The organism is Pseudonocardia sp. EC080619-01 (genome assembly GCF_001420995.1).
Lineage (GTDB): Bacteria > Actinomycetota > Actinomycetes > Mycobacteriales > Pseudonocardiaceae > Pseudonocardia.
In genome coordinates this window covers 490,449-514,430 of record NZ_CP012184.1, presented here as the reverse complement: position 1 = coordinate 514,430, position 23,982 = coordinate 490,449, and the positions used below count along the sequence as shown (strand labels likewise).

Below are 23,982 nucleotides of genomic sequence, written 5' to 3'. Positions count from 1 at the left end.
GCCTCAGCCCTTCGATCGCAGGACGAGCAGGGAACGTGCGGGCAGGGTGAGCACCGAGCCCGCGGAGACCGGGTCGAGGTCGACGCCGTTCTGGCCGGCGGCCGACGGCGGGTGCACCTCGCCCGAGTGCGTGTCGACGACGACCTCCCAGGCCGATCCGAACTCGGACGGCGGGAGGGTGGCGTCGATGTCCTCCCAGTAGGAGTTGAAACAGAGCAGGAACGAGTCGTCGGTGATGCGCTGGCCGCGCTGGTCGACGTCGGCGATGCCCTCGCCGTTGAGGAACACGACGACGGCCCGGCCGAGCTCGTTGTCCCAGTCGTCCTCGGTCATCTCCCGGCCGGCCGGGGTGAACCAGCCGATGTCGGACACCGCGTCGCGCCGGCGGCGGCCGATGGGCCTGCCCGCGAAGAACCGGCGCCGCCGGAACACCGGGTGCGCGTGCCGCAGGGCCGTGACGCCCGCGGTGAAGGTGACCAGGTCGTGGTGCTTGCCGGAGAGCTCCCAGTCCTGCCAGGCGATCTCGTTGTCCTGGCAGTAGACGTTGTTGTTGCCGCCCTGGGTGCGGCCGAGCTCGTCGCCGTGCAGCAGCATCGGCGTGCCCTGCGAGAGGAGCAGGGTGGCCAGGAAGTTGCGCTGCTGGCGGGCTCGCAGCTCGAGCACCGCCTCGTCGTCGGTGGGGCCCTCGACGCCGCAGTTCCAGGACCGGTTGTGGCTCTCGCCGTCGTTGCCGTCCTCGCCGTTGGCCTCGTTGTGCTTCTCGTTGTAGGAGACCAGGTCGGCGAGGGTGAACCCGTCGTGCGCGGTCACGAAGTTGATCGAGGCGTAGGGGCGGCGGCCGTCGCCCTGGTAGAGGTCGGAGCTGCCGGTGATCCGGGACGCGAACTCGCCCAGGGTGCCTGCCTCGCCGCGCCAGAAGTCGCGGACGGTGTCGCGGTACTTGCCGTTCCACTCGGTCCACAGCGGGGGGAAGTTGCCGACCTGGTAGCCGCCGGGGCCGACGTCCCACGGCTCGGCGATGAGCTTGACCTGGGAGATCACCGGGTCCTGCTGGACGAGGTCGAAGAACGTGGACAGCCGGTCGACGTCGTAGAACTCCCGGGCGAGGGTCGAGGCGAGGTCGAAGCGGAAGCCGTCGACGTGCATCTCGGTGACCCAGTACCGCAGCGAGTCCATGATCAGCTGCAGGGTGTGCGGGTTCCGGACGTTCAGCGAGTTGCCGGTGCCGGTGTAGTCCATGTAGTAGCGGGCGTCGTCGTCGACCAGCCGGTAGTAGGCGTGGTTGTCGATCCCGCGCATCGACAGCGTCGGTCCCATGTCGGAGCCCTCGGCGGTGTGGTTGTAGACGACGTCGAGGATCACCTCGATGCCCGCGTCGTGCAGCTCGCGGACCATCGCCTTGAACTCCGGGACCTGCGAGCCGGCCCGCGCGGAGCCGGAGGCGTAGGCGTGGTGCGGGGCCAGGAAGCCGATCGTGTTGTAGCCCCAGTAGTTCGACAGGCCCTTCTCGGTGAGGTGGTGGTCCTGCACGAACTCGTGCACCGGCATCAGCTCGACGGCGGTGACGCCGAGCTGCTTGTAGTGCTCGATCATCGCGGGGTGCGCGACGCCGGAGTAGGTGCCGCGCAGGTCCTCCTCGACGTCCGGGTGCAGCGTGGTGAGCCCGCGGACGTGCGCCTCGTAGACGACGGTCTCGTTGTAGGGGATCTTCGGCGGCCGGTCCGAGCCCCAGTCGAAGAACGGGTTCACCACCACCGACTTCGGCACGTGCGGCGCCGAGTCGGTGTCGTTGCGCGAGTCGGGGTCGCCGAAGTTGTAGCCGAACACGGCCTCGTCCCAGTCCACCGGACCGTCGACGGCCTTGGCGTAGGGGTCGATGAGCAGCTTGTTCGGGTTGCAGCGCAGCCCCTGTGCCGGGTCGTACGGGCCGTCCACCCGGTAGCCGTAGCGCTGCCCGGGCTCGATGCCGGGCAGGTAGCCGTGCCAGACGAAGCCGTCGACCTCGGTGAGCCTCACCCGGGTCTCGGTGAGCCCGCCGGGCGCGTCGGCGCCGCTGCCGTCGGGGTCGAACAGGCACAGCTCGACCGACTCGGCCGCCTCGGAGAACAGCGCGAAGTTGGTGCCGGTGCCGTCGTAGCTGGCACCCAGCGGGTAGGCGTGCCCGGGCCAGGGCTGCATCTCACGGTCCTCTCCTCGCGACCCGGCCACCGGCCGTGTGCGCGCTCAACCTATCGGGGGCCGGCGCCGTTGCCGTTCGCTCCGCGGACGGGGCGCGGAGCAGGTCGGTGCTCACCGGGCCCGGCGGTGCGGGCGCGGAGCCGCCGATCCTCCCAGGACCTGCTCAGGAGTCGGCGAACCGGGCGGGGAAACCGCCGGTCGCGACCGGGCTCCAGCGGGTCGGGGTGATCCGGACCAGCGCCTTGCCCTGGTCGCTCATGGCCTGCCGGTACTCGTCCCAGTCGGGGTGCTCCCCGGAGATCGCGCGGAAGTAGTCGACGAGCGGCTCCAGCGCGTCGGGCAGGGTGATCAGCTCGGCGTCGCCGTCGACCTGCACCCAGGCCCCGTCGAACTTCTCGGAGAGCACGACGACCGAGGCCCGGCCGTGCCGTGCGACGTTGGTGGACTTCGCCCGCTCCGGGTAGGTCGAGATCACGATGCGGCCCTCGTCGTCGACGCCACCGGTGACGGGGGAGGCCTGGACGCCGCCGTCGGACCGGGTGGTCATGAGGATCATGTGGTGCCGCGGCCGGACGAAGTCCAGCAGCTCGTCGCGGTCGACGCGGTCGTTCGTGGCGATGGTGCGGGGCATGCGGCCAGGGTATGGCCGGACCGCCCGTCCCGCTGGGATGCCCTAGGGTCGGTCGTCGTGAGCAGCGTCTTCACGAAGATCATCGACGGTGAGATCCCCGGCCGCTTCGTCTGGTCCGACGACCGGTGCGTCGGGTTCCTCTCGATCAACCCGCTCGGGCCGGGGCACACCCTGGTCGTGCCGCGGGCCGAGATCGACCAGTGGGTCGACGCCGACGCCGGGCTGACCGCGCACCTGACGGAGGTCGCCCGCACGGTCGGGATCGCCGTGCGGGAGATCTGGGCGCCGCCGCGGGTCGGGCTGCTGGTCGCCGGGTTCGAGGTCCCGCACCTGCACGTGCACGTCTTCCCCGCCTGGGACATGCGCGCCTTCGACTTCGCCAACGCCGCCGCCGAGGTCGACGCCGCCGAGCAGGACGGGCACGCCGAGGCGCTGCGGACGGCGCTGCGCGGCGCGGGTCACGCCGACCACGTCCCCGCCTGACGTGCAGCTGGTCCTCGTCCGGCACGCCCTGCCCGAGCGGGTCGAGCACGCCGACGGCTCGCACGCCGACCCCGGCCTGACGGCCGACGGGCACGCCCAGGCGGAACGTCTGGTGCGGGCGCTGGCGGGGGAGCGGGTGGACGCGCTCCACACGAGCACCATGCGCCGGGCCGTCCAGACGGCGGCGCCCCTGGCCACCGAGCGCGGTCTGGAGCCCGTCACCCACGCCGACCTGCGCGAGTACGACGCGGAACGGTCCGAGTACGTGCCGATCGGGCAGATGGCGCAGGCCGATCCGGCCGCCTGGGAACGGATGCGCGCCGGGTACCTGCCCGAGCACGTCGACGCGGCGGCCTTCACCGAGCGGGTGCACCGGTGCGTGGAGGGGATCGTCGCCGCCCACCCGGGACGGTCGACCGCCGTCGTCGTCGCCCACGCCGGCGTGCTGAACGCGTACCTGGCGGCGATCCTGGGTGTGGACCGGACATTGCCGTTCCCGCTCGACTACACGGGTGTGAGCCGGGTGGTCTGTGCGCGGGACGGAATGCGCAAGCCCTGGACGGTGAACGAGATCGCGCACGTGTCCGACCTGCTGTGACGGGCCGCACGTCGGCCGTTCGCCGCCGCCGGGGCGCCGTCCGCCGGTACGGGCCCGCCGGGGCCTGACGAACGTCGGACGTATACATAGTCTCGACGAGAACTCCGGCGGTCCGCGGACCCTCGGGCGCACCCGCCCGGTGCGCCGGGAGGTGCGTCCCCGCCGGTCCGCCACCGACCGTCGAAGGGACCCGCACCGGGATGGACGTGACCGGCAGGGGGTACGTGGCGCCCGGGCGCGGCCCCGGTGCCGGGCCCGCCGTCGGTCCTCGCCGTACCGGCCGGTCGTGGTGGGGTCACCAGCCGCGGTTGCGCATGACGACACCTCCTGTCACCGGTTCGGATGCCGGTGTGACTCTGAGCAATATCTGCGACGTCAGAGTACCCGTTCGGGTGATCCAGATGGTGGGGCCCGCCCGATCTGTCCGGAACGTCCCGGACTGGATTGCACCATTAGGGGAGGGTGCGTGACGGCGACCGGCCCCCGGCACGGAGGCCGTCGCCGGCCGGTGTGGGACCTGCCCCGGTCGATGCTCGTGGTGCTCGTCGTCGTCGAGCTCTCCGCGGCCGCCCTGGTCGTGGGCGGTCTCGCGATGCTCCCGGCGGACGCCTCCACCGGGTACGCCGCGCTGGGGGCGCTGGGCCTGGTCGCGCTCGGCGTCCTGCACACCGAGCTCGCCACCGGGATCGAGCGGGTCCGTCGCCGGGTGGCGCACGCCTCGTACTTCGACCTGTCGAGCGTGTGGACCTTCGCCGGCGCGCTGCTGCTGCCCCCGCCGCTGGCCGGCGTCGTCGTGATCGGCATCTACGCCCACCTGTGGTGGCGGGTCTGGTACCCGGCGGGCGCCGCGCTGCACCGGCACGTCTACACCACGGCGACGGTGGTGCTCGCGGCCTGTGCCGCCGGCGCCGTCGTGTCGCCGGAGCGGCTGACGGGTGCCGCCGGCGCGGGGGAGGGCAGCGGTCCCGCCGCGTACGGCGTGCTGCTCCTCGCCATGGTCACGTACATGCTGGTCAACCAGGCGCTCGTCGCGCTGGCCCTCTCGCTGACCACCGGCCGCCGGTTCGCCTGGCGCGGGGTGCTCGGCGACGGCGACGACCACGTCCTGGAGGGCGCGACGCTGTGCCTGGCCGTGCTGGCCTCCCTCGCCGCGCTGCGCCAGCCGCTGCTGGTCCTGCTCGTCCTGCCCCCGCTGCTGGTGCTGCACCGCGCGGTGCTGATCCGCCAGCTCGAGGAGCGGGCGAACACCGACGCCAAGACCGGCCTGCTCACGGCCGCCGCCTGGCGGGGCCGGTCGCACCGGGCGATCGCCCGCTCCCGGCGGCAGCGGCGCGCGGTGGCCGTGCTCGTCCTCGATCTCGACCACTTCAAGTCCGTCAACGACGGCTACGGCCATCTGGCAGGCGACGAGGTCCTCTCCGCCGTCGCCGCGACGCTGACCGACCAGGTGCGCGACGTCGACCCGGTGGGCCGGTTCGGGGGCGAGGAGTTCGTCGTGCTGCTGGCCGAGCTGCCGCCCGGGACGGAGGGCCGCGATCTGGCACACGTCGCGGCCGAGCGGATCCGGCACACGGTGCGTGGCCTCGCCGTCGACGTCGAGGCCCCGGGCGGGCCTCTGACGATCACCGACCTGTCGGTCTCGGTCGGGGTGTCGGTCGCCGGGCTGGACGGCGACACCCTCGACGAGCTCCTGCAGGTCGCCGACCACGCGCTCTACGCCGCCAAGCGCGCCGGCCGCAACCGGGTGCGGCTCGGGCGGGCCGCGACCGGCCCGGCCAGCGAGGTCTGACCCGGCCCGGCCGGGGCGCGCCCGTCGGGCTCGCTCGGGTTTCGTGGCGGGGAACGGGTGCCCGACCGGTGGGAGCCGAGCGGGTCGGTCAGGCTCGCTCGGGTTCGGTGGCCGGGAACGGGTGCCTGCCGATCCGGACCGTGTCCCGGCCGGCCCGCTTGGCGGCGTAGAGGGCCGAGTCGGCGACCTCCAGCAAGGCGGTGAGCCCGCCGCCGTCGCCGGGGAACACCGCGCCGCCGATCGACACCGTGATCCCGATGCCCGCCGGGCCGCCGGGGGCCCCGTCCGCGCGCCCGGCGGGCAGGTCCGCCACCGGACGGGCGGCCGGGTCGTCGTCGCGGCGGGTCCCGGAGATCCGCCCGCGCACCCGCTCGGCGATCTGGCGCAGCTCGCCCTGCCCGTCGTGGCCGGAGAGCCGGGGCAGCAGCACGACGAACTCCTCGCCCCCGAAGCGGCCCACCAGGTCGTGGTCGCGCAGCTCCTCCTGCAGCACCCGGGCCACGGCGGCCAGCACCTGGTCGCCGTAGAGGTGGCCGTGCGTGTCGTTGATCTCCTTGAAGTGGTCGAGATCGAGGATCAGCAGGGCGGCCTGGCGCCGTTCCTGCTCGGCGATCTGCAGCGCCTGTGACCCGCGCAGGTGCCAGGCGGCGTGGTTGAGCAGGCCGGTCTTGGCGTCCAGGTCGGCCTTCTCGCGGAGCTGGCGGACCAGGATGGTCCGGTGCAGGGCGAGGATCGGCGGCACCGCGAGCAGGGCGACCAGGGGGCTCGTGGTGGCCAGAGCGCCTGCGGTGAGCGCGCCGAGGCACAGCGTCGCGAGCTCGAGGGTGAGCTCGTCGCCGCCGAAGAGGATCTGTGAGATCCGCGTGTCGGGGGTCGCCATCGCGACCACGCCGAGCACCAGGCAGGTGTTCACCACGGTGTAGGTGAGCAGCGTGAGCACCAGCGCGACCGTGCCGGGGACCGTCCCGTACAGCTCGCCGGGGCGGGTGGCGGCGAGCATCCCGGCCGCCGCGTGCACGGAGAGGATGACGGTCGCGGCGTTGTAGACCTCCCGGAACACCGGGCGGCGGTCGGGCGGCGGTACCGGCCGCAGCACCCGCACGTAGAGGTGGGTGTAGACGACGACCACCACGAGCGCGCCGAGCACCGGCGGGAGCAGCAGCGCCGAGGCGAACGTCCACACCGACGTCAGGTTCACGTGGTGGGTCTCGGCCGTGTAGCGGCGTACCCGCTCGACCCCGGAGACGATCTCGGTGTGTGCCACCCCGGCGACCGTCAGGGTGACCAGCAGTACCAGCGTGCCCCGGTCGATCTGCGGCGGGTTCGTCGCGCCGGCGACGACCAGTGCCAGCGCGAGCAGCTCGACGGCCAGCACGGCGCCGAGCAGCCGCGGTGGGATCGACCACACCGGCCACCGGGAGATCCGGTGCAGCGGGACGGGGGACGACGGCATGCGCTCCCTCCCGGTCCGGCTCGGCGCCACCCCGGTGCCGGGCGGCCCGCCCTGATCCTAACCGGCATCGGTCGCGGTGCGTGATCGGCGCGGCCCTCACTCGACGTCCGTGCTGCTCGAACGAGCAGACCGGTTACGTTCGGTGATCATGATCTCGCGCCCATCATGTAGTTGTGTACGCAATGGTGCTGCCCGGATTGTTTTCCCGGCGCGGCCGGGCGATTCTTTTCCCGCTCTCCGCGGAAAAGGGTCCGGACCGTCCGCGGGGCAACGGCGTCCACGTCACCGATTTCATGATCGGCAATGCGGGTCACCGGATGGACGTGCAGGACCAGGCGGTATCGGAAAGGGGATCGATCGTGCGCAACTGGGGTTGGTGAACGTACCGGCGGATGCCGCCGGAATGAATTGGAGAAGGTGTCGTGAAGATCGTCGGGAGGTGTGTCGCAGATGCGTAACTGGGGTTGGTGAGTGAACGATTCGTCCCGCGGGCGCGGAGCGGACCCCGTCAGGACGACGGGGTCGGCCGCGACTCCTGGTGCACCGCCGGGTCGGCTCGGCTACCCGTCCGTAGAGTGGACGCGAAGAGTCGATGCCGGGCCGCCACGGCGGTGAGTCGCCCGCGAGCGGGGTGCCCGGCGGCGAGGAGGCACCACGTGACGACGAACCCGGGGCTGGCCGCGATCCGGCGACCGGCCGACCTGCGCGGGCTCGGGCCGGACGAGCTCGCCTCGCTGGCGGCCGAGATCCGCGGCTTCCTGATCAGGGCGGTGTCGCGCACCGGTGGTCACCTGGGGCCGAACCTGGGCGTGGTCGAGCTGACGCTCGCCCTGCACCGGGTCTTCGACTCGCCGCAGGACGCGCTGATCTGGGACACCGGGCACCAGGCGTACGTGCACAAGCTCCTCACCGGCCGTCAGGACGGCTGGGAGCGGCTGAAGAAGACCGGCGGGCTGTCCGGGTACCCGAGCCGTGCCGAGTCCGAGCACGACCACGTGGAGTCCTCGCACGCCTCGTCGTCGCTGTCCTGGGCCGACGGGATCGCCCGGGCGAACGCGCTGACCGGGCGGGACCGGCACGTCGTGGCCGTCGTCGGTGACGGCGCCCTGACCGGCGGCATGGCCTGGGAGGCGCTGAACAACATCGCCGCGGGCGAGGACCGCAACGTCGTCATCGTCGTCAACGACAACGGCCGGTCGTACTCGCCGACGATCGGCGGGCTCGCCGACCGCCTGGCGTCGCTGCGGCTGCAGCCCGGCTACGAGCGGATCCTCGAGGCCGGCAAGCGCACCGTCCGCGGGACCCCGGTCGTCGGGCCCGCGCTCTACGCGGGCCTGCACGCGTTCAAGGCGGGCGTGAAGGACGCGCTCAGCCCGCAGGAGCTGTTCTCCGACCTGGGGCTCAAGTACTTCGGCCCGGTCGACGGGCACGACATCGCCCAGGTCGAGTCGGCGCTGCGCCGGGCGAAGCGGTTCGGCGGGCCGGTGATCGTGCACGCCGTGACCCGCAAGGGCAACGGCTACCCGCCCGCCGAGAACGACGAGGCCGAGCAGATGCACAGCCCGTCGGCGTTCGACCCGGAGACCGGTGCGCCGACCGGCGCGCCGTCGACCGGCTGGACCGACGTGTTCTCCGAGGAGGTCGTCGAGCTCGGTGCCCGGCGCACCGACGTCGTCGCGATCACCGCGGCGATGCTCGGTCCCACCGGGCTGGCGCCGTTCGGGGCCGCCTACCCGGACCGGCTGATCGACGTCGGGATCGCCGAGCAGCACGCGCTCACGACCGCGGCCGGCCTGTCGCGGGCCGGGATGCACCCCGTCGTCGCGCTCTACTCGACGTTCCTCAACCGCGGCTTCGACCAGCTGATGATGGACGTCGGCCTGCACCGCGAGCGGCTGACCCTGATGCTGGACCGCTCCGGCGTGACCGGCAGCGACGGGCCGTCCCACAACGGCATGTGGGACCTGTCGATCCTCGGCATCGTGCCCGGGATGCGGGTCGCGGCCCCCCGCGACGAGCCGACCCTGCGCGAGGAGTTCCGCGAGGCCGTCGCGGTGTCCGACGGGCCGACCGCCCTGCGCTATCCCAAGGGGTCGGTCGTCGCCTCGGTGCCCGCGGTGCGCCGCCTCGACGGGCCGGCCGGCGTCGACGTACTGCACGAGCCCGCCGACGGGCGCGCCCAGGTGCTCGTCGTGTGCGTGGGCGGGTTCGGGAAGCTCGGCGTGGCGGCGGCGAAGCGGCTGGCCGACCAGGGGGTCGACGTGACCGTCGTCGATCCGCGGTGGGTGCTGCCGGTGCCCCGGGAGCTGCTGACCCTGGCCGCCGACCACCAGCTCGTCGTCACGGTGTCGGACTGCGGCACGCACGGCGGGTTCGGCTCGGCGCTGTCCGACGCGCTGCGCGGTGCCGACATCGACGTCCGGCAGCGCGACCTCGCGCTGCCCCAGGAGTACCTCGAGCACGGCAGCCGCGACGACGTGCTCGCCGCGGTCGGGCTGACCGAGCAGGACGTGGCCCGCCGGATCACCGAGTGGGCCGCGGCCGCCGTGCCGGCCCTGCCCCGGCTGGACCCGGAGCGCACGGGCTGATGCGGGTCATCGTCGTCGAGGACGAGCCGGCCATGGCCGACGCGGTCGCGCGCGGCCTGCGACGGGACGGGATCGCCGTCGACGTCGCCTACGACGGGGACGAGGGCTCCGAGAAGCTGTCGGTGACCCGCTACGACGTCGCCGTGCTCGACCGCGACCTGCCGGGCCGCAGCGGGGACGAGCTGTGCGACGAGCTGGTCGCCGCCGGCGGCCTGACCCGGGTGCTGATGCTGACCGCGTCCGGCACGCTCGCCGACAAGGTCGAGGGCCTGTCCCGCGGGGCCGACGACTACCTCGCCAAGCCGTTCGACTTCCCCGAGCTCGTCGCCCGGGTGCGGGCACTCGGCCGCCGGGCCACCCCCGCCGTGCCCCCCACGCTCGCCGCGGGGGACCTGGTGCTGGACCCGGCGCGGCGGACGGTCGGCCGCTCCGGACGCCCGGTGGAGCTGACCCGCAAGGAGTTCGGCGTGCTGGAGGTGCTGCTCGCCGCGGGCGGTGCCGTCGTCTCGTCCGAGGAACTCCTCGAGCGGGTGTGGGACGAGAACGCCGATCCCTTCACCACGACCGTGCGGGTCACCGTGATGACGCTGCGCAAGAAGCTCGGTGAGCCGGCGCTGATCGACACCGTCGTCGGCGCCGGGTACCGGGTCCCCAGCGCGACCGACGCCCCACCCGGCGCCGGGACCGCGGCGGGCTGACCCGTGCAGCGCCTCCGGCCGCGCCTGACGCTGCTGGCCACCGTGCTGGTCGCGGTGGTGGCGGCGGTGCTGCTGTGGCTGGGGTGGATGCTGGTCGGGGCGGCCGTGGCGGGGACGCCCGCGCTGCCCGGCACGGTCGTCGTGAACGGGGTGCCGGTGCCCGCCGAGACCGCCCGGGACGCGATCGCCGCCGCCGCCCGCGACGACGTGCTGCGCGCCGGTCTGGTTGCGTTCCCGCTGGTCGTCGTGGCCGGCGCGGTGTGTGCGTGGGTGCTGGTCGGGCGGGTGCTGGACCCGCTGCACCGGGTGGTGGACACCGCGTCGCGGCTGTCCGCGAGCTCGCTCGACGAGCGCGTCGCGCTGGAGTCGGCGCGCGGCGAGGTCGCGGAGCTGACCGCCGCGTTCGACGCGATGCTCGACCGGCTGCAGGCCGCGTTCGACGCCCAGCGGCGGTTCGTCGCGAACGCCGGGCACGAACTGCGGACCCCGCTCGCCGTGCTGCGCACCGAGATCGACGTGACGTTGCAGGACCCCGACGCCGACGCGACGGAGCTGCGCCGGATGGCCGAGGTCGTCCGCGACGCCGGGCGCCGCTGCGACGAGCTCGTCGCCGGGCTCCTGCTGCTCGCCCGGACCGAGGCCACCGGCCCGCTGAGCGGGTCCGACCGCGCCGCGGTGGACCTGGCCGCCGTCCTCGCCGTGGAACTCGACGCGATCGCCCCGGCCGCCGTCGCGCGGGCGTTGTCGGTCCGGACCGACGCGTGCCCGGTCGTCGTCGACGGGGACGAGGTCCTGCTGCGGCGCCTGGTGGCCAACCTGCTCGAGAACGCCGTCCGGCACAACCGTGACGCCGGCTGGATCGAGGTCGGGTGCGGGGACGCGGCGGACGGGGGAGCGGACCTCCGGGTGCGGTCGTCCGGTCCGGAGCTGCCGGCCGAGCAGGTCGCGGAGCTGTTCGAGCCGTTCCGGCGCGGCCCGGTGGCGCGCACCGCGCACACCCGGGGGTCCGGGCTGGGGCTGTCGATCGTGCGGGCCGTGGCGACGGCGCACGGCGGCCGGGTCGATGCCGAGGCCGTCCCCGGCGGGGGCCTGGCGGTCCACGTCGTGCTCCCGGCGGCGACCGGGGCGGGCCGGGAGCCGCGGACCGATCCCGCACCCGCACGCTGACCGCCGGTCCCGGGACGCCGGCCCTCAGGCGCCCAGCACCGGCTCCAGCAGGGGGGCGAGCAGCTCGACCTGCCACGGTCGGGCACCGCCCGCCGCCAGCGCGCCGCGGACGTCGCCGCCGGACGGCGGGGTCCAGCACAGCCGGCGCAGCAGGTCGGGCTGCAACAGGTTCTCCACCGGGACGTCGTGCTGCTCGGAGACCCCGGCGAGCGCCGCCCGTGCGGCGGTGAGGCGCGCGGCCGCGTCCGGGTCCCGGTCGGCCCAGCGGGCCACCGGAGGGGGCCCGTCGGTGGTGGCCGAGCCGCGCGGCAACTCGGCGTCGGGGAGGTCGGCGGCCCGGCGGAGCGCGTCGAACCAGTAGCCGGCCAGCCGGCGCTGCGAGCGTCCGCGGAAGACCGGCAGCCCGGCCAGCGTCTGCGCCGACTCCGGGTTCCGGACGGCCGCGTCGACGATGGCCGCGTCGGGCAGCACCCGGCCCGGGGCGATGTCGCGCTCGGCGGCCAGCGAGTCGCGGGCCTGCCACAGCTCGCGCACCGCGGCCAGCGGGCGGGGCCTGCGGACCTTGTGGATGCCGGAGGTGCGGCGCCACGGCTCGGCGCGCGGGGCGGGCGGTGGCGCGGTCCGCACGGCCTCGAACTCCTGGCGGGCCCACTCCAGCTTGCCCTGCTCGTCGAGCAGCCCGGTCAGCACGTCGCGCAGCTCGATGAGGACCTCGACGTCGAGCGCGGCGTAGACCAGCCAGTCCTCGGGGAGGGGACGCCGGGACCAGTCGGCGGCGCCGTGCCCCTTCTCCAGGGAGAGGCCGAGGAGGTTCTCCACCATCGGGCCGAGCCCGACCCGCGGGAGCCCGGCCAGGCGCCCGGCGAGCTCGGTGTCGAAGAGCGAGGCCGGACGCAGGTCCAGCTCACCCAGGCACGGCAGGTCCTGGGACGCCGCGTGCAGCACCCACTCGGGGCCGCCGAGCGCCGCGGCGAGCGGCCCGAGCTCGCCGCGCAGGGGGATCGGGTCCACCAGCGCCGAACCGGCCCCCGCCCGTCGCAGCTGCACCAGGTAGGCGCGCTGCGAGTAGCGGAAGCCGGACGCGCGCTCGGCGTCCACCGCGACCGGTCCGGTGCCCGCGGCGAACGCCTCGGCGACCCCCGCGAGGGCCTCGGCCGTCGCCGTGACCGGCGGCAGACCGTCGGCCGGACGCAGCAGCGGTACCGGATCGGGTGAACCGTCCGGGGACGGATCGCCGGGCGGCCGGAAGTCCGTACCGCCTGTCGTCCGCGCACCCTGGTTCAGCGAATGACCCCCGCACGCATGGCCAGCGCCACCATCTGGGCGCGGTCGCCGGTGCCGAGCTTGCGCCCGATCCGGGACAGGTGGCTCTTCACCGTCAGCGCCGAGAGGTTCAGCGCCTCACCGATCTCCTTGTTCGACTGCCCGTCGGCGACCAGCTGCAACACCTCGACCTCGCGGGCGGAGAGCTCGCGCGGGGTGTTGTCGGTGCCCGGCACGCGGGAACCGGTGGCCAGCAGCGGGGCGACCGTCGGGTCGGCGTAGACGCCGCCGTCGAGCACCCGCTTCACGCCGTCGGTCACGACCGAGGGCGACGCCGACTTGAGCAGGTACGCCTGCGCGCCGGCCTGGAAGGCCGAGCGGACCGCGTACGGGTCGTCGGAGGAGGCCAGGACGACGAGCCTGTTCCAGCCCAGCGAGCGGAGCTCGCTGACCAGGTCCAGGCCGCTGCCGTCCGGCAGGGTCAGATCGAGGATCGCGAGGTCGCACGGACCCGCGGCGTGTGCCCGGGCGCGCGCCTCGGTCACCGACGCGGCCTCGTGCACGGTGCCCGCGCCCATGGAGCGGAGCCGCCCGGCGATCGCCTCGCGGAGCAGCGGGTGGTCGTCCACGACGAGAACCGTGAACAGCTCCTCCCGCGGCTGTGGGACGATCCCCGGCGAGAGCACTGCTCCACCGATCGGAGCGCCACCTGAGGTGGTGCTGCCGGAGCTCTGCGCCGGCACTTGCTGGCCAAGTACAGCCACGTCGTCAACCTTCCTGGAGTCGGCCGTCAGCCCCCGACCAACACCGGAACCCGAGGGACGGAGAGTGGCGCTCGGCCGCCCGGGTGGGTGCCATGCGGGAGATGGTATCCCTCCATGCGGCCTAACGTCGCGTGTGCATTCGAACTTCTGGCCCGGAAAGTTACATGGCTGTGGGCGTGGGCCCACTCTTTCGGGTGATCTTTTTCGTCAGGACGCCGCTGACCTGCGGTTATCAGCCGGGTGATCGGGTCAACGGTACTGCCCCGACCGGAGGCAGTCCGGCGGCGGTCGCGACCAGGGAACCGAACGCCGCGGCGTGTCGGGCGAAGTCGGCGTCGCTCTCCGTAGGCGTCCAGGAGGCACGCAGCTCGACGTCGTCCTCCCGTGGTGGCTCCTCGCCGTCCGCCTGGAGGCCACCGAACCGGACCGACGAGGTCTGGGTCACCGTCCCGCCCAGCGCGGTGAAGTCCGCGCCCGCGTGATCGAGGGCGTCGGTCAGCCAGGACCATCCGATGCGCGGCAGCATGTCGTCGCCGAGCTGGCCGGGCTCCAGGCGGGCCTGGACGAAGCAGACCAGCCGGAAGGTGCCCTGCCAGCGGTCCTGGCCCTCCGGGTCGTGCAGCAGGATCAGCCGGCCCGACGTGTCGGGCTCGTCCAGGTCGTCGGTGCCGTCGCCGCGGTGGCCGATGTCGGCCTCGACGCTCGTCGCCCAGCTGAACGGCGCCAGCCGGGGCGGGGCCTCCAGCTTGCGCACCACGAGCTCCGGGCGCGGCGCCACCGAGGCCAGCGCACTCACGGCCCGGCGGAACAGCGGAGGTGGGGAGTTCGGGTCCGGCACGGCGGGGAACTCTAGGCCGCGCGGGCCGTCGTGCCTGGCAGGCGCGCCGGGCGGCTGCGCGGCGGTCCGGGCCCCGTGCGACGATGTCGGGGTCATGACTGCAGGCACCGCCACCCCCGCGACCACGGCCCGCCGCGACCTGGCCGGGTCCCCGTTCCTCGACGCGGTGCGCGGCCGCCGCCCGTCCCGGCTGCCGGTGTGGTTCATGCGCCAGGCTGGCCGGTCGCTGCCCGAGTACCGGGCGCTGCGGCAGCACAACGGGATGCTGGAAGCCTGCCTGACCCCGGATCTGACCTGCGAGATCACCCTGCAGCCGGTCCGCAGGCACGGGGTCGACGCCGCGATCCTGTTCTCCGACATCGTGGTGCCGCTGTACCTGGCGGGAGTCGGCGTCGACATCGTCCCCGGCACCGGCCCCGTCGTCGACCACCCGGTGCGCACCGCGGCCGCCGTCGAGGCGCTGCCCGAGCTCGCGCCCGAGCAGGCCGACGCGGTCGGCGACGCGATCTCCCTGCTGCTGCCCGAGCTGGGGGAGACCCCGCTCATCGGGTTCGCCGGGGCGCCCTTCACCCTCGCGTCCTACCTGATCGAGGGCGGGCCGAGCCGCAACCACGAGAAGACCAAGGCCCTGATGCGCTCCGAGCCGGAGGTCTGGCACGCCCTCATGGCGAAGCTGGCCCGGCTGACCGGAGCCTTCCTGCAGCGACAGGTCGCGGCCGGCGTCGACGCGGTGCAGCTGTTCGACTCCTGGGCCGGGGCGCTCTCCGAGCGCGACTACCGCGAGTTCGTGCTGCCGCACTCGTCCGCGGTGCTGTCCGCGCTCGCCGGGTCCGGACTCCCGCGGATCCACTTCGGGGTCGGCACCGCCGAGCTGTACGGGGCGATGACCGAGGCCGGGGCGGACGTCATCGGCGTCGACTGGCGCACCCCGCTCGACGTCGCCGCGGCGCGGGCCGGGGGAGCGGTGCCGGTGCAGGGCAACCTCGACCCGGCCGTGCTGTTCGCCGGCCAGGACGCGATCGACGCCGACGTCGCCCGCATCGCCGCCGAGGGCGCCCGCTGCCCGGGGCACGTGTTCAACCTGGGGCACGGCGTGCTGCCGCAGACCGACCCGGACGTCGTCACCCGGACCGTCGAGACGATCCACTCCCAGCCGGCCGGATGAGCCCCCGCGTCGCCGTCGTCGGCGGCGGGATCTCCGGGCTCGCCGCGGCGCACCGGTTGCGGACCCTGCTCGGCCCGGACGCCGGGATCACGGTTCTGGAGCAGCGCGACCGGCTCGGCGGGGTGCTGCGCACCGTCGACCTCGCGGGCGCGCCCTTCGACGTCGGTGCCGAGGCGTTCCTCGTCCGGCGCCCCGAGATGCCGGCCCTGCTCGGCGAGCTCGGCCTGTCCGGGGCCCTGGCCCACCCGACCTCCGCGACCGCCACCATCCGCGCCGGCGGGCGGACCGTGGGGCTGCCGCGCGGGACGCTCATGGGCGTCCCGGGCCGCGACGCGGTGCTCGACGGCGTGCTGTCCGACGCGGGCCGGGCGGCGGTGGCGGCCGAGCCGTCGCGGCCGCTGGCCTGGGATCCGGGCACCGACGTGGCGCTGGGCGGGCTGCTGCGGGAGCGGTTCGGCCCGGAGGTCGTCGACCGGATCGCGGACCCGCTGCTCGGCGGGGTCTACGCGGGCCGGGTCGACACGCTCGGGCTGCGGGCGACCGTGCCCGCGCTGGCCGGTGCGCTCGACGACGGTGCGGCGTCGCTGACCGACGCGGCGAGTGCCGGGATGGCGGCGAGCGGGCAGCGGGCGGGCACCCTCGCGGCCGGGCCTTCCGGGGGGACCGGCGCCGCGTCGGCCGCGCCGCAGCCCGTCGCGGCGGGGCCGGTGTTCGGGGCCGTCCGAGGCGGCTACCGCGAGGTGGTCGCGGCTCTGGCGGTCGCGTCGGCGGCCACCGTCCGGACCGGGACGACCGTGCGCGCGCTGGAGCGCCGCACCGGAGGGTGGCGGCTCGTGCTCGGGCCCGTCGGGCAGCCGGAGGCGCTCGACGTCGACGCCGTCGTCCTCGCCGTCCCCGCGCCGGCCGCGCGCCGGCTGCTGGAACCGGTCGTCCCGGCCGCTGCCGGGGCGGCGGCCCGGATCGGGCTGGCGTCGTCGGCGGTCGTGGCGCTGGCCTACCGGGCCGCGGACGTCGCCGGGATGCCGGGGACCTCGGGGTGCCTGGTCGCGGCGGACGAGCCGCTGTCGCTCAAGGGCGTGACGCACGCGTCGACGAAGTGGGCCCACCTCGGCGAGGACGGCCTGGTCCGGGTCCGCGCGTCGATCGGGCGGTTCGGCGAGGAGGCGGGCCTGCAGGTCGACGACGCCGAGCTCGTCGCCCGGACCCGGGCCGACCTGCGCGAGCTCGACGGGATCGGCGCCGAGCCGGTCGCGGTGCACGTGCAGCGCTGGGGTGGCGGGTTGCCGCAGTACGGCGTCGGGCACGGGGAGCTCGTGGCGGGCCTCGAGGCGGCCGTGGCGGCCGAGCCCGGCCTGGCGGTCGCGGGCGCGATGCTGCACGGCGTCGGCGTCCCCGCGTGCGTCGGGACGGCGCGGGCCGCGGCGGAGCGCCTGGCCCGGGTCGTGCCGGCTGCGTCCTAGCGGGGGTCGAGCACGAGCTCGACGACCGGCACGTGCGGCGCGAGCGGCTCTCCCGGGCCGAGCCCGCAGGCGGCCCGCACGGTCGGCTCGAGCCGGGCCCAGGCCCGCGGGTGGCGGCGCGGGTAGTCGGCGAACAGCGCCGCGGCCCGGTCCCGCGGAACGCGGTGTGCCGTCGCGGGCGCGGACCGGCGCGTCCCGACCGAGATCCGGACCCACGGTTCCGCGGTGACGTTGCGGAACCACTGGGCGCGGTCCCCGAACCCGGACACGACCACGTAGCGGCCCGGTCCGGGGCGGTCGGTGACCTCGAGCACGGCGCGGCGGACCCGGCCGGTGCGCCGGCCGGCGTGCTCGAGCAGCAGCATCCGGCGCCCGAACAGGAACCCGAGACCGAGCCGGTAGAGGGCGATCGGCGCTCGGACGAGCATCCGCCGTCGCAGGATCCGCAGCCCGATCGGTTCGTTCACGAGGTCTCCCTAAGGTCGTAGGTGTTCGGGGTTGGTGCCCCGGATGCCCGGGACGACGGGGTGTGGCTGATGAGGTGTTGTCGCTTCGGTGGCTCGGAAGGAATGGCCGCCCCGTCGTGCTGGACAGGCCTGGCCACTGATTCGGATCTGTGCGGACCGTCGCTGATTAGGGACCTGATGGCGGGTTGTCCACGGGCGTGACCTGCAACGACAGGAGCCTGCGCGTGGCGCAACGGCCAGTGATCTGGATCGGGATCGACGTCGGGAAGAGGACGCACCATGCGTGCGCGATCGATACCGACGGCAAGGTGGTGTTCTCCCGCAAGGTCAGCAACGACCAGGCCGCGATCGAGGCGTTGCTGGCCCGCGCTGCGGAAGCGGCCCAGGACGTGCGGTGGGCCATCGACCTGACCTGCAGCTATGCGGCGCTGCTGCAGGTGGTCCTCACCGCGGCCGACCAGCAGGTGGTCTATGTCCCCGGTCGGGTCGTCGACCGGATGAGCGGCGTGTTCCGGGGCGAGGCCAAGACCGACGCCCGTGACGCGAAGGTCATCGCCGAGACCGCCCGCATGCGCGGCGCCGACCTCACCACGGTCACCGCCACTGATGAGACCACTGCCGAACTGGCCCGGCTCGTGGCCCATCGCGAGGACCTGATGGCCGACTGGGTGCGCGGGGTCAACCGGCTGCGTGACCTGCTCGGGTCGATCTTTCCCGGTCTCGAGGCGGCATTCGACTATTCCACCCGCAGCGCTCTGGTGCTGGTCACCGGGTTCCAGACACCCCAGGCCCTCCGGGACGCCGGCGAGGCAGGGGTGATCGAGTACCTGCGTGCCCATCGGGCGTGGGCACCGGGTATTGCTGCGATGGCCGCCACCGCGGTCGAGGTCGCCCACGCCCAGACCGTGGCACTGCCCAGCGAGACGCGGACCGCGATCCTTGTTGCCGGCCTGGCCCGACGACTGCTGGAACTCGACCGGGAGATCAAGGACACCGACAAGCTGATCACCACCGTGTTCCGCTCCCACCCGGACGCGGCGATCATCGAGTCGCTGCCCGGTCTCGGACCCATCCTGGGCGCGGAGTTCCTCACCGCCACCCACGGCGGTGTCGGCCCTGAACTGGGCGGATTCACCTCTCCAGGGCGGCTGGCCTCCTACGCCGGACTCGTCCCGGTGCCCCAGGACTCCGGCCGGATCAGCGGGAACCTGCGTCGCCCACGACGCTACAACCGCCGCCTGCGGCGAGTGTTCTACATGGCCGCACTGTCCAGCCTCAAGGTCAATGGCCCGTCCCGGGCCTTCTACCAGCGCAAACGCAGCGAAAGAATGCTTCATACCCAGGCTCTGCTCGCCTTGGCCAGACGCCTGGTCGACGTCCTGTGGGCCCTGCTGCGTGACCGGAGGATGTTCACCATCACCGCACCACAACCCGCTATCGCGGCTTGACACGGTCATTCGGATTCCTTCCGTCCGGACCCCGCACCGGTGAGGGGCCCCTTACCGTCGGCGTAGCATGCGCCCCATGGCCCGCGTGGACACCAGAGCGATCAACGAGACCATCCGCTACACCATGTGGTCGGTGTTCCGGGTGGAGCCCGGAAAGCTGGGCGACGACCGTGCCGAGGCCGCCCGGCAGGCGACCGAGTACCTGGACTCCCTGGCCAACAAGGACGTGACCGTCCGCGGTGTCTACGACCTCGCCGGCGTCCGGCACGACGCGGACTACATGATCTGGTGGCACGCCTCGGAGATCGAGTCGCTGCAGGCCGCCTACGCCGACCTGCGCCGCACCACGGCGCTCGGCCGCGCCTCGGTGCCCGTCTGGAGCCAGACGGCGCTGCACCGTCCGGCGGAGTTCAACAAGAGCCACGTGCCGGCGTTCATGGCGGGCGAGGACCCCAAGCGCTACGTCTGCGTGTACCCCTTCGTCCGGTCCTACGAGTGGTACCTGCTCCCGGACCAGGAGCGCCGCACGATGCTCGCCGACCACGGCAAGGAGGCCCGCGACTACCCGGACGTCCGCGCCAACACCGTGCCCGCGTTCGCGCTGGGCGACTACGAGTGGATTCTCGCGTTCGAGGCGGACGAGCTGCACCGGATCGTCGACCTCATGCGGCACCTGCGGGGCACCGAGGCCCGCCGGCACGTCCGCGAGGAGATCCCGTTCTACACCGGCCCGCGGGTCGAGGTCGGCGACCTGGTCGCGTCCCTGCCCTGACCGCTGCGCCCGGGCCTCCGCACCGCGCACCGGATCCGTACCGGTGCGCGGGTGCGGCGCCTACTCGGCCGGCTCCAGGGAGAGCGAGACCGAGTTGATGCAGTAGCGCAGGTCCGTCGGGGTGCCGTAGCCCTCCCCGGCGAACACGTGGCCCAGGTGGCTGTGGCAGGTCGCGCACAGCACCTCGGTGCGCGTCATGCCGAGGGTGGAGTCGGTGCGCTCGATGACCGCGTCGCCCGCCAGCGGCGTGAAGAACGACGGCCACCCGCAGTGCGACTCGAACTTCGTCTCGCTGCGGAACAGCTCCGCCCCGCACGCCCGGCAGCGGTAGACGCCGGTGCGCTTCTCGTCGGTGTACTCCCCGGTGAACGGGCGCTCGGTGCCGGCCTGACGGAGCACCTGGTACTCCGCCGGGCTCAGCTGGGCCCGCCACTCCTCGTCGGTCTTCTGCACCTTCGCCGCCGGCTCGGCGTCGGAGGAGCCGGTCTTGCTGCTGAACAGACCCATGCGCCCACGCTAACCCGTTCCGGGACGCGCGGCTCAGATCCAGGTGGTGACGACGAAGACCATCGCGTTCGCGACCACCCACGCCGCGAACAGGAGCAGGAGCACCACGGCGGCGACGGCGGCCGTCCGCCGCGGGCCGCGCAGCCGGTTCGCCGATTCCGCGAAGTCACCGACGCCGCGGATGTAGCCCTCCACCGAACACGACGGGACCCGCTGCATCCGGTCGAGGTGCGCGGCGAACGCACGGGCCTCGGGGTCGTCGGGGTCCAGACCGACGAGATCGTCGTCGAACCGGGGCGACCGGTCAGCACTCATGTGCTCACGATAGTGGCGCACCCGCGGTAGGTTCCCCGGTGTGGCGAGCCGTGAGGTCGTGATGCTGCGGGTGGAGGGGCCGGACGGGCCCCGCGACGTCCGCCTGACCAGCCCGGACAAGGTCGCGTTCCCGAAGCTGGGCATCACCAAGCGCGAGGTGGTCGAGTACTACCTCGCCGTCGGCGTGCCGATGGCCCGCGCGCTGCGGGACCGCCCGACGAACCTCAAGCGGTTCAACGACGGCGCCGAGGGCGAGCCGTTCTTCGTCAAGCGCGTCCCGAAGGGCGCCCCCGACTGGGTCCGCACCTGCACGGTGACCTTCCCCAGCGGCCGGAAGGCCGACTCGGTGGCCGTCACCGAGCCCGCGACGATCGCGTGGGCGGCCAACCTCAACACCCTCGACTTCCACCCCTGGCCGGTCCGCTGCCCGGACACCGACCACCCCGACGAGCTGCGGATCGACCTCGACCCGCAGCCGGGGACGGACTTCGCCGATGCCGCCGCCGTCGCACTCGTGCTGCGCGACGTGCTCGCCGAGGCCGGCCTGACCGGCTGGCCGAAGACGTCCGGTGGCCGCGGCCTGCACGTGTTCTGCCCCGTCCGGCCGGAGTGGGACTTCGTCCAGGTGCGCCGCGCGGTCATCGCGATCGCCCGCCGCGTGTGCCGCCGCATCCCGGAGCGGGCCACCGTCGACTGGTGGAAGGAGGAACGCGGCGAGCGCGTGTTCCTCGACTTCAACCAGGCCGCGCGGGACCGCACCATCGCGTCGGCCTGGTCGGTGCGCGGGCTGCCCGGCGCGACCGTGTCGATGCCGCTGACCTGGGACGCGGTGGGCGCGGTCGATCCGGCGGAGTTCACCCTGCGCACCGTCCCGGGCCTGCTGGAACGGTACGGGGACCCGCACGAGCACATGGACGCCGAGCGCGGCGGCTGCGACACGGCGCTGGAGTGGTTCGCCGAGGACGAGATCGAGCTCGGAGTGGCGGAGATGCCCTACCCGCCGGAGTACCCGAAGATGCCCGGCGAGCCGATGCGGGTGCAGCCGAGCCGGGCCCGCCAGAAGGACTGAACCCCGTCCGTCGGTGGCAGAATCCCGGTTCGTGTACGCGTACCTGGACGACGGCCCGCACGCCGGGGAGCGGGTACGCATCGATCCCGGTCCGGACGGCCGCCCGCCCCGCACGATCGAGCTCGCCGACCCCGGCGGCGACCCGGCGTCGTACGCCCTGATCGGCCCGCACCACGACGACGACCGCTGGATCTACCGCCGGATCCCGCCGGCCGACGCCTGACGGGTCTCAGCCCGGGTCCGTGCCGCGCTCCCGGGCGCGCTTGCGCCGCTTCCCCTCGTGCATCGCCTGCACCCGGGGGACCGGGATGGCCCGGCCCTCCTCGACGAGCCCGTCCGGCAGCACCGCGGGTGGGGGCCGCAGCGTCCGCCACGGGTCGGTGTCCCCGAGCAGCCCGGCCGTCGTCGTGACGGTGAAGTCCGACGGCGTGACGGCGCCGAGGTCGTCCCACGCGACCGGGAACGACACCGGCAGCCCCGGCCGCGCCCGCGGGCTGTAGGCGGCCACCAGCGTCGCGCCGCCTGCCCGGGTGGGGTCGAGGAACACCCGGCCGCCGCGGTCCTCCTTGATGAAGGCGGTCGTCGCCACGTCGGGCCCCAGGGCGGCGGCGCGGGCGCAGACGGCGCGGGTGACGGCGAACGCGTCGTCGATGCCGAGCGGCGCGGCCAGCGGCACGACCAGGTGCAGCCCCTTCGCCCCGCTGGTCTTCACCGCCGCGTCCGCGCCGAGCTCGGCCAGCGCCGAGCGGACGAGCCGGGCGGCCGCGACGACCCGGTCGAAGCCGCCGTCCGGCGGCGGGTCCAGGTCGACGACGAGCTCGCCGGCCCGTGTCCCGCCGTGCGGCACCAGGGTCGGGTGGTACTCGATCGCCCGCTGGTTGCCGAACCACAGCAGCGTCCGCCGGTCGGTGCACAGCGGGTAGTGCACGGTCCGCTGCGAGGTCTCCGCCCACACGTCCAGCGTCGGGATCCACGAGGGCGCCCCGCGCGGGATGTTCTTCTGCATGAACGGGGCCTGCCCGGGACGGGCGCGGACCACCGTCAGCGCCCGGCCGTCGAGTCCCGGGAGCATCCGGTCCGCGACGGCGTCGAGATGGTCGACGAGCGCCCGCTTGGTGACGCCCGCGCCGTCGAACACCTCGCCGTCGAGACTGGTGAGCGCGACCCCGTCGCGGGTCTCGCCGTCGTCGCGGCCCTGCCCTCGTGCCATGCCTACCCCCCGATGAAGCCGCGCTGGGTCAGCCAGGCGCGTGCCACGTCCCGCGGGCTCTCGCCACCGGCCGAGACACGTCCGTTGAGGCGCTGGATCGTCGGCTGGTCCAGCGCGGCGGCGATCGGTGCGAACACCTCGGCCACCTGCGGCGCCCGGTCGAACACGTCCTGGCGGATCGTCGGGACCGCGCTGTAGGTGATGTGGTAGCCGCGGTCGTCGTCGAGGACCTTCAGGCCGAGTCCGGGGATGCGGCCGTCGGTGGCGGCGACCTCGCCGAACAGGCAGACGCCGTCCGCGGTGGACTGGAAGATCAGCCCCTGTTCGACGACCTCGGTGCGGTCGCGGGGGATCTCCATGTCGTAGGCCTGCTGCAGCCCGCGCAGACCGTCGGCACGGGAGTTGTACTCGGTCTCCACGCACACCGACCCCGGCTGGCCGGAGCGGAGGTAGGCGGCCATGTCGCTGATCGAGTCCAGGTGCAGCCGGGCGGCCGTGGTGCCGTCGACGACGAATGCGTAGGTGTTGTCGAACCCGGCCCGGTCCAGCCAGACGACGCCGTTCTCGGCCCGGTCGCGCTCGCGCAGCTCGCGGAGCACCTCGTCGTCGGGGAGCTTGCGGGTCTCGGTCAGGAACGACGCCCACGCGGTGCCGGTGTACTCCCAGTAGGTCGAGATGTCGCCGTGGACCAGTGCCTGCCGGGTGACGTCGGACCCGCCGACGTTGCACCGGTCGGTGACCGCGGCCCCGACCGACTCGAGCGCCGCGATCGAGATCTGGCACAGCACCTGCTGCTCGTCGAAGTTCTTCGACCCGACGACGTAGGTCTGGCCGGAGAGGTCCACCTGCTCGGCGAGCGACCCGGCCGACGCGTGCGGGCCGGACGCGGACAGACCACCGCACCCGGCGAGCAGCAGGACGGCGGCGAGCAGGACGGCGGCACGCGGTGCGGCCCGCCGGGGGGAGCTGATCACGACGTGTCTTTCGAGGTCGCAGGGCTGGAGGGTTCAGCCGACCACGAATCCCCGCGCCGTGCAACGACCCGCCCGGCGCCGTGACCGGGCCGGTATGCGCGGCGGCCCCGCACCCCGGGAGCCGGGATGCGGGGCCGCCGTGCGG

Annotated in this window: 24 protein-coding genes; 13 read left to right on the top strand and 11 right to left on the bottom strand. The window is 74.0% G+C overall.

Annotation, left to right across the window (positions count from 1 at the left end; genetic code table 11):
- Positions 1-3: 3 nt before the first annotated feature.
- Entirely contained in the window at positions 4-2,178 is a 2,175-nt protein-coding gene (gene glgX / locus AD017_RS02370) for a glycogen debranching protein GlgX (RefSeq protein WP_060572591.1), read from the bottom strand.
- A gap of 163 nt (positions 2,179-2,341) precedes the next feature.
- A complete protein-coding gene (locus AD017_RS02365; RefSeq protein ID WP_010230083.1) occupies positions 2,342-2,809 on the bottom strand; it encodes a PPOX class F420-dependent oxidoreductase in 468 nt (155 codons plus the stop codon).
- A gap of 57 nt (positions 2,810-2,866) precedes the next feature.
- On the opposite strand from AD017_RS02365, the gene AD017_RS02360 reads away from it, so the two are divergent.
- From AD017_RS02360 to AD017_RS02350, 3 genes are all read left to right on the top strand, one after another.
- Positions 2,867-3,292, top strand: coding sequence for an HIT family protein (locus tag AD017_RS02360; protein ID WP_010230081.1), 426 nt, complete (start codon positions 2,867-2,869; stop codon positions 3,290-3,292).
- Position 3,293: 1 nt separating this feature from the next.
- Positions 3,294-3,890 (top strand): histidine phosphatase family protein, encoded by a 597-nt coding sequence (locus AD017_RS02355; RefSeq protein WP_060572589.1) that lies wholly within the window; start codon positions 3,294-3,296, stop codon positions 3,888-3,890.
- Between the two features lie 466 nt (positions 3,891-4,356).
- Positions 4,357-5,679 carry a GGDEF domain-containing protein gene (locus AD017_RS02350; protein WP_145982633.1) on the top strand — a complete coding sequence of 441 codons (1,323 nt, stop codon included), beginning with the start codon at positions 4,357-4,359 and terminating at the stop codon, positions 5,677-5,679.
- Positions 5,680-5,767: 88 nt separating this feature from the next.
- Here AD017_RS02350 and AD017_RS02345 read toward each other — a convergent pair whose 3' ends face one another.
- Complete coding sequence (locus AD017_RS02345; RefSeq protein WP_060572586.1) at positions 5,768-7,132, bottom strand: diguanylate cyclase; 1,365 nt, start codon at positions 7,130-7,132, stop codon at positions 5,768-5,770.
- A 173-nt stretch (positions 7,133-7,305) separates the two neighbouring features.
- On the opposite strand from AD017_RS02345, the gene AD017_RS34300 reads away from it, so the two are divergent.
- The 4 genes from AD017_RS34300 to AD017_RS02330 all read left to right on the top strand — a co-directional run bounded on the left by AD017_RS34300 (position 7,306) and on the right by AD017_RS02330 (position 11,585).
- Complete coding sequence (locus tag AD017_RS34300) at positions 7,306-7,512, top strand: hypothetical protein (RefSeq protein WP_145982632.1); 207 nt, start codon at positions 7,306-7,308, stop codon at positions 7,510-7,512.
- A gap of 276 nt (positions 7,513-7,788) precedes the next feature.
- A complete protein-coding gene (dxs, locus tag AD017_RS02340; protein WP_010230071.1) occupies positions 7,789-9,720 on the top strand; it encodes a 1-deoxy-D-xylulose-5-phosphate synthase in 1,932 nt (643 codons plus the stop codon).
- Positions 9,720-10,418: a response regulator transcription factor gene (locus AD017_RS02335; protein WP_033199544.1), complete on the top strand. Its 699-nt coding sequence runs from the start codon at positions 9,720-9,722 to the stop codon at positions 10,416-10,418. The genes dxs and AD017_RS02335 overlap by 1 nt, the downstream gene beginning before the upstream one ends.
- Before the next feature lie 3 nt (positions 10,419-10,421).
- The gene (locus tag AD017_RS02330) at positions 10,422-11,585 is read left to right on the top strand and encodes a cell wall metabolism sensor histidine kinase WalK (protein WP_060572584.1); all 1,164 of its coding nucleotides are present in this window, start codon (positions 10,422-10,424) and stop codon (positions 11,583-11,585) included.
- Positions 11,586-11,609: 24 nt separating this feature from the next.
- Here AD017_RS02330 and AD017_RS02325 read toward each other — a convergent pair whose 3' ends face one another.
- The 3 genes from AD017_RS02325 to AD017_RS02315 form a co-directional block, all read right to left on the bottom strand.
- The gene (locus tag AD017_RS02325) at positions 11,610-12,782 is read right to left on the bottom strand and encodes a ribonuclease D (protein ID WP_227012887.1); all 1,173 of its coding nucleotides are present in this window, start codon (positions 12,780-12,782) and stop codon (positions 11,610-11,612) included.
- Positions 12,783-12,865: 83 nt separating this feature from the next.
- Positions 12,866-13,534, bottom strand: a complete 669-nt coding sequence (locus tag AD017_RS02320; RefSeq protein ID WP_010233729.1) for a response regulator transcription factor — start codon at positions 13,532-13,534, stop codon at positions 12,866-12,868.
- A 310-nt stretch (positions 13,535-13,844) separates the two neighbouring features.
- On the bottom strand, positions 13,845-14,450 hold the full coding sequence (locus AD017_RS02315; protein WP_010233725.1) for a DUF3000 domain-containing protein: 606 nt from the start codon (positions 14,448-14,450) through the stop codon (positions 13,845-13,847).
- A gap of 94 nt (positions 14,451-14,544) precedes the next feature.
- Between AD017_RS02315 and hemE the strand changes: the two genes are divergently transcribed.
- Both hemE and hemG read left to right on the top strand, forming a co-directional pair.
- Positions 14,545-15,615 (top strand): uroporphyrinogen decarboxylase, encoded by a 1,071-nt coding sequence (gene hemE, locus AD017_RS02310; RefSeq protein ID WP_060572580.1) that lies wholly within the window; start codon positions 14,545-14,547, stop codon positions 15,613-15,615.
- Entirely contained in the window at positions 15,612-17,075 is a 1,464-nt protein-coding gene (gene hemG / locus AD017_RS02305) for a protoporphyrinogen oxidase (RefSeq protein WP_060572578.1), read from the top strand. Before hemE ends, hemG begins: the two co-directional genes overlap by 4 nt.
- Here hemG and AD017_RS02300 read toward each other — a convergent pair.
- On the bottom strand, positions 17,072-17,542 hold the full coding sequence (locus AD017_RS02300) for a nitroreductase family deazaflavin-dependent oxidoreductase (protein ID WP_227012639.1): 471 nt from the start codon (positions 17,540-17,542) through the stop codon (positions 17,072-17,074). The two genes, hemG and AD017_RS02300, sit on opposite strands and share 4 nt — an antisense overlap.
- A gap of 224 nt (positions 17,543-17,766) precedes the next feature.
- Between AD017_RS02300 and AD017_RS02295 the strand changes: the two genes are divergently transcribed.
- Together AD017_RS02295 and hemQ are read left to right on the top strand one after the other, a co-directional pair.
- On the top strand, positions 17,767-18,990 hold the full coding sequence (locus tag AD017_RS02295) for an IS110 family transposase (RefSeq protein WP_060572134.1): 1,224 nt from the start codon (positions 17,767-17,769) through the stop codon (positions 18,988-18,990).
- A 76-nt stretch (positions 18,991-19,066) separates the two neighbouring features.
- Complete coding sequence (gene hemQ, locus AD017_RS02290) at positions 19,067-19,762, top strand: hydrogen peroxide-dependent heme synthase (RefSeq protein WP_010240385.1); 696 nt, start codon at positions 19,067-19,069, stop codon at positions 19,760-19,762.
- A 60-nt stretch (positions 19,763-19,822) separates the two neighbouring features.
- Here the strand turns inward: hemQ and msrB are convergent, their stop codons facing one another.
- Entirely contained in the window at positions 19,823-20,269 is a 447-nt protein-coding gene (gene msrB / locus AD017_RS02285) for a peptide-methionine (R)-S-oxide reductase MsrB (protein ID WP_010240384.1), read from the bottom strand.
- Between the two features lie 33 nt (positions 20,270-20,302).
- Positions 20,303-20,584, bottom strand: coding sequence for a hypothetical protein (locus AD017_RS02280; RefSeq protein ID WP_010240383.1), 282 nt, complete (start codon positions 20,582-20,584; stop codon positions 20,303-20,305).
- 61 nt (positions 20,585-20,645) lie between these two features.
- On the opposite strand from AD017_RS02280, the gene ligD reads away from it, so the two are divergent.
- Together ligD and AD017_RS02270 are read left to right on the top strand one after the other, a co-directional pair.
- Positions 20,646-21,653, top strand: coding sequence for a non-homologous end-joining DNA ligase (gene ligD / locus AD017_RS02275; RefSeq protein WP_060576189.1), 1,008 nt, complete (start codon positions 20,646-20,648; stop codon positions 21,651-21,653).
- Positions 21,654-21,684: 31 nt separating this feature from the next.
- Positions 21,685-21,876 (top strand): hypothetical protein, encoded by a 192-nt coding sequence (locus AD017_RS02270; RefSeq protein WP_010240344.1) that lies wholly within the window; start codon positions 21,685-21,687, stop codon positions 21,874-21,876.
- Positions 21,877-21,882: 6 nt separating this feature from the next.
- Here the strand turns inward: AD017_RS02270 and AD017_RS02265 are convergent, their stop codons facing one another.
- The gene (locus AD017_RS02265) at positions 21,883-22,863 is read right to left on the bottom strand and encodes a DNA polymerase domain-containing protein (RefSeq protein ID WP_060572576.1); all 981 of its coding nucleotides are present in this window, start codon (positions 22,861-22,863) and stop codon (positions 21,883-21,885) included.
- A 2-nt stretch (positions 22,864-22,865) separates the two neighbouring features.
- Complete coding sequence (locus AD017_RS02260; protein WP_010240340.1) at positions 22,866-23,837, bottom strand: glycine betaine ABC transporter substrate-binding protein; 972 nt, start codon at positions 23,835-23,837, stop codon at positions 22,866-22,868.
- Between the last annotated feature and the right edge of the window lie 145 nt (positions 23,838-23,982).

What these genes read in the sequence shown, in the direction of transcription:
- ligD (WP_060576189.1), top strand. Translation starts at nt 20,646, where the DNA reads ATGCTGCGGGTGGAGGGGCCGGACGGGCCCCGCGACGTCCGCCTGACC.
- AD017_RS02365 (WP_010230083.1), bottom strand. Translation starts at nt 2,809, where the DNA reads ATGCCCCGCACCATCGCCACGAACGACCGCGTCGACCGCGACGAGCTG.
- AD017_RS02335 (WP_033199544.1), top strand. Translation starts at nt 9,720, where the DNA reads ATGCGGGTCATCGTCGTCGAGGACGAGCCGGCCATGGCCGACGCGGTC.
- AD017_RS02345 (WP_060572586.1), bottom strand. Translation starts at nt 7,132, where the DNA reads ATGCCGTCGTCCCCCGTCCCGCTGCACCGGATCTCCCGGTGGCCGGTG.
- hemE (WP_060572580.1), top strand. Translation starts at nt 14,545, where the DNA reads ATGACTGCAGGCACCGCCACCCCCGCGACCACGGCCCGCCGCGACCTG.
- AD017_RS02265 (WP_060572576.1), bottom strand. Translation starts at nt 22,863, where the DNA reads ATGGCACGAGGGCAGGGCCGCGACGACGGCGAGACCCGCGACGGGGTC.
- msrB (WP_010240384.1), bottom strand. Translation starts at nt 20,269, where the DNA reads ATGGGTCTGTTCAGCAGCAAGACCGGCTCCTCCGACGCCGAGCCGGCG.
- hemG (WP_060572578.1), top strand. Translation starts at nt 15,612, where the DNA reads ATGAGCCCCCGCGTCGCCGTCGTCGGCGGCGGGATCTCCGGGCTCGCC.
- glgX (WP_060572591.1), bottom strand. Translation starts at nt 2,178, where the DNA reads ATGCAGCCCTGGCCCGGGCACGCCTACCCGCTGGGTGCCAGCTACGAC.
- hemQ (WP_010240385.1), top strand. Translation starts at nt 19,067, where the DNA reads ATGGCCCGCGTGGACACCAGAGCGATCAACGAGACCATCCGCTACACC.
- AD017_RS02280 (WP_010240383.1), bottom strand. Translation starts at nt 20,584, where the DNA reads ATGAGTGCTGACCGGTCGCCCCGGTTCGACGACGATCTCGTCGGTCTG.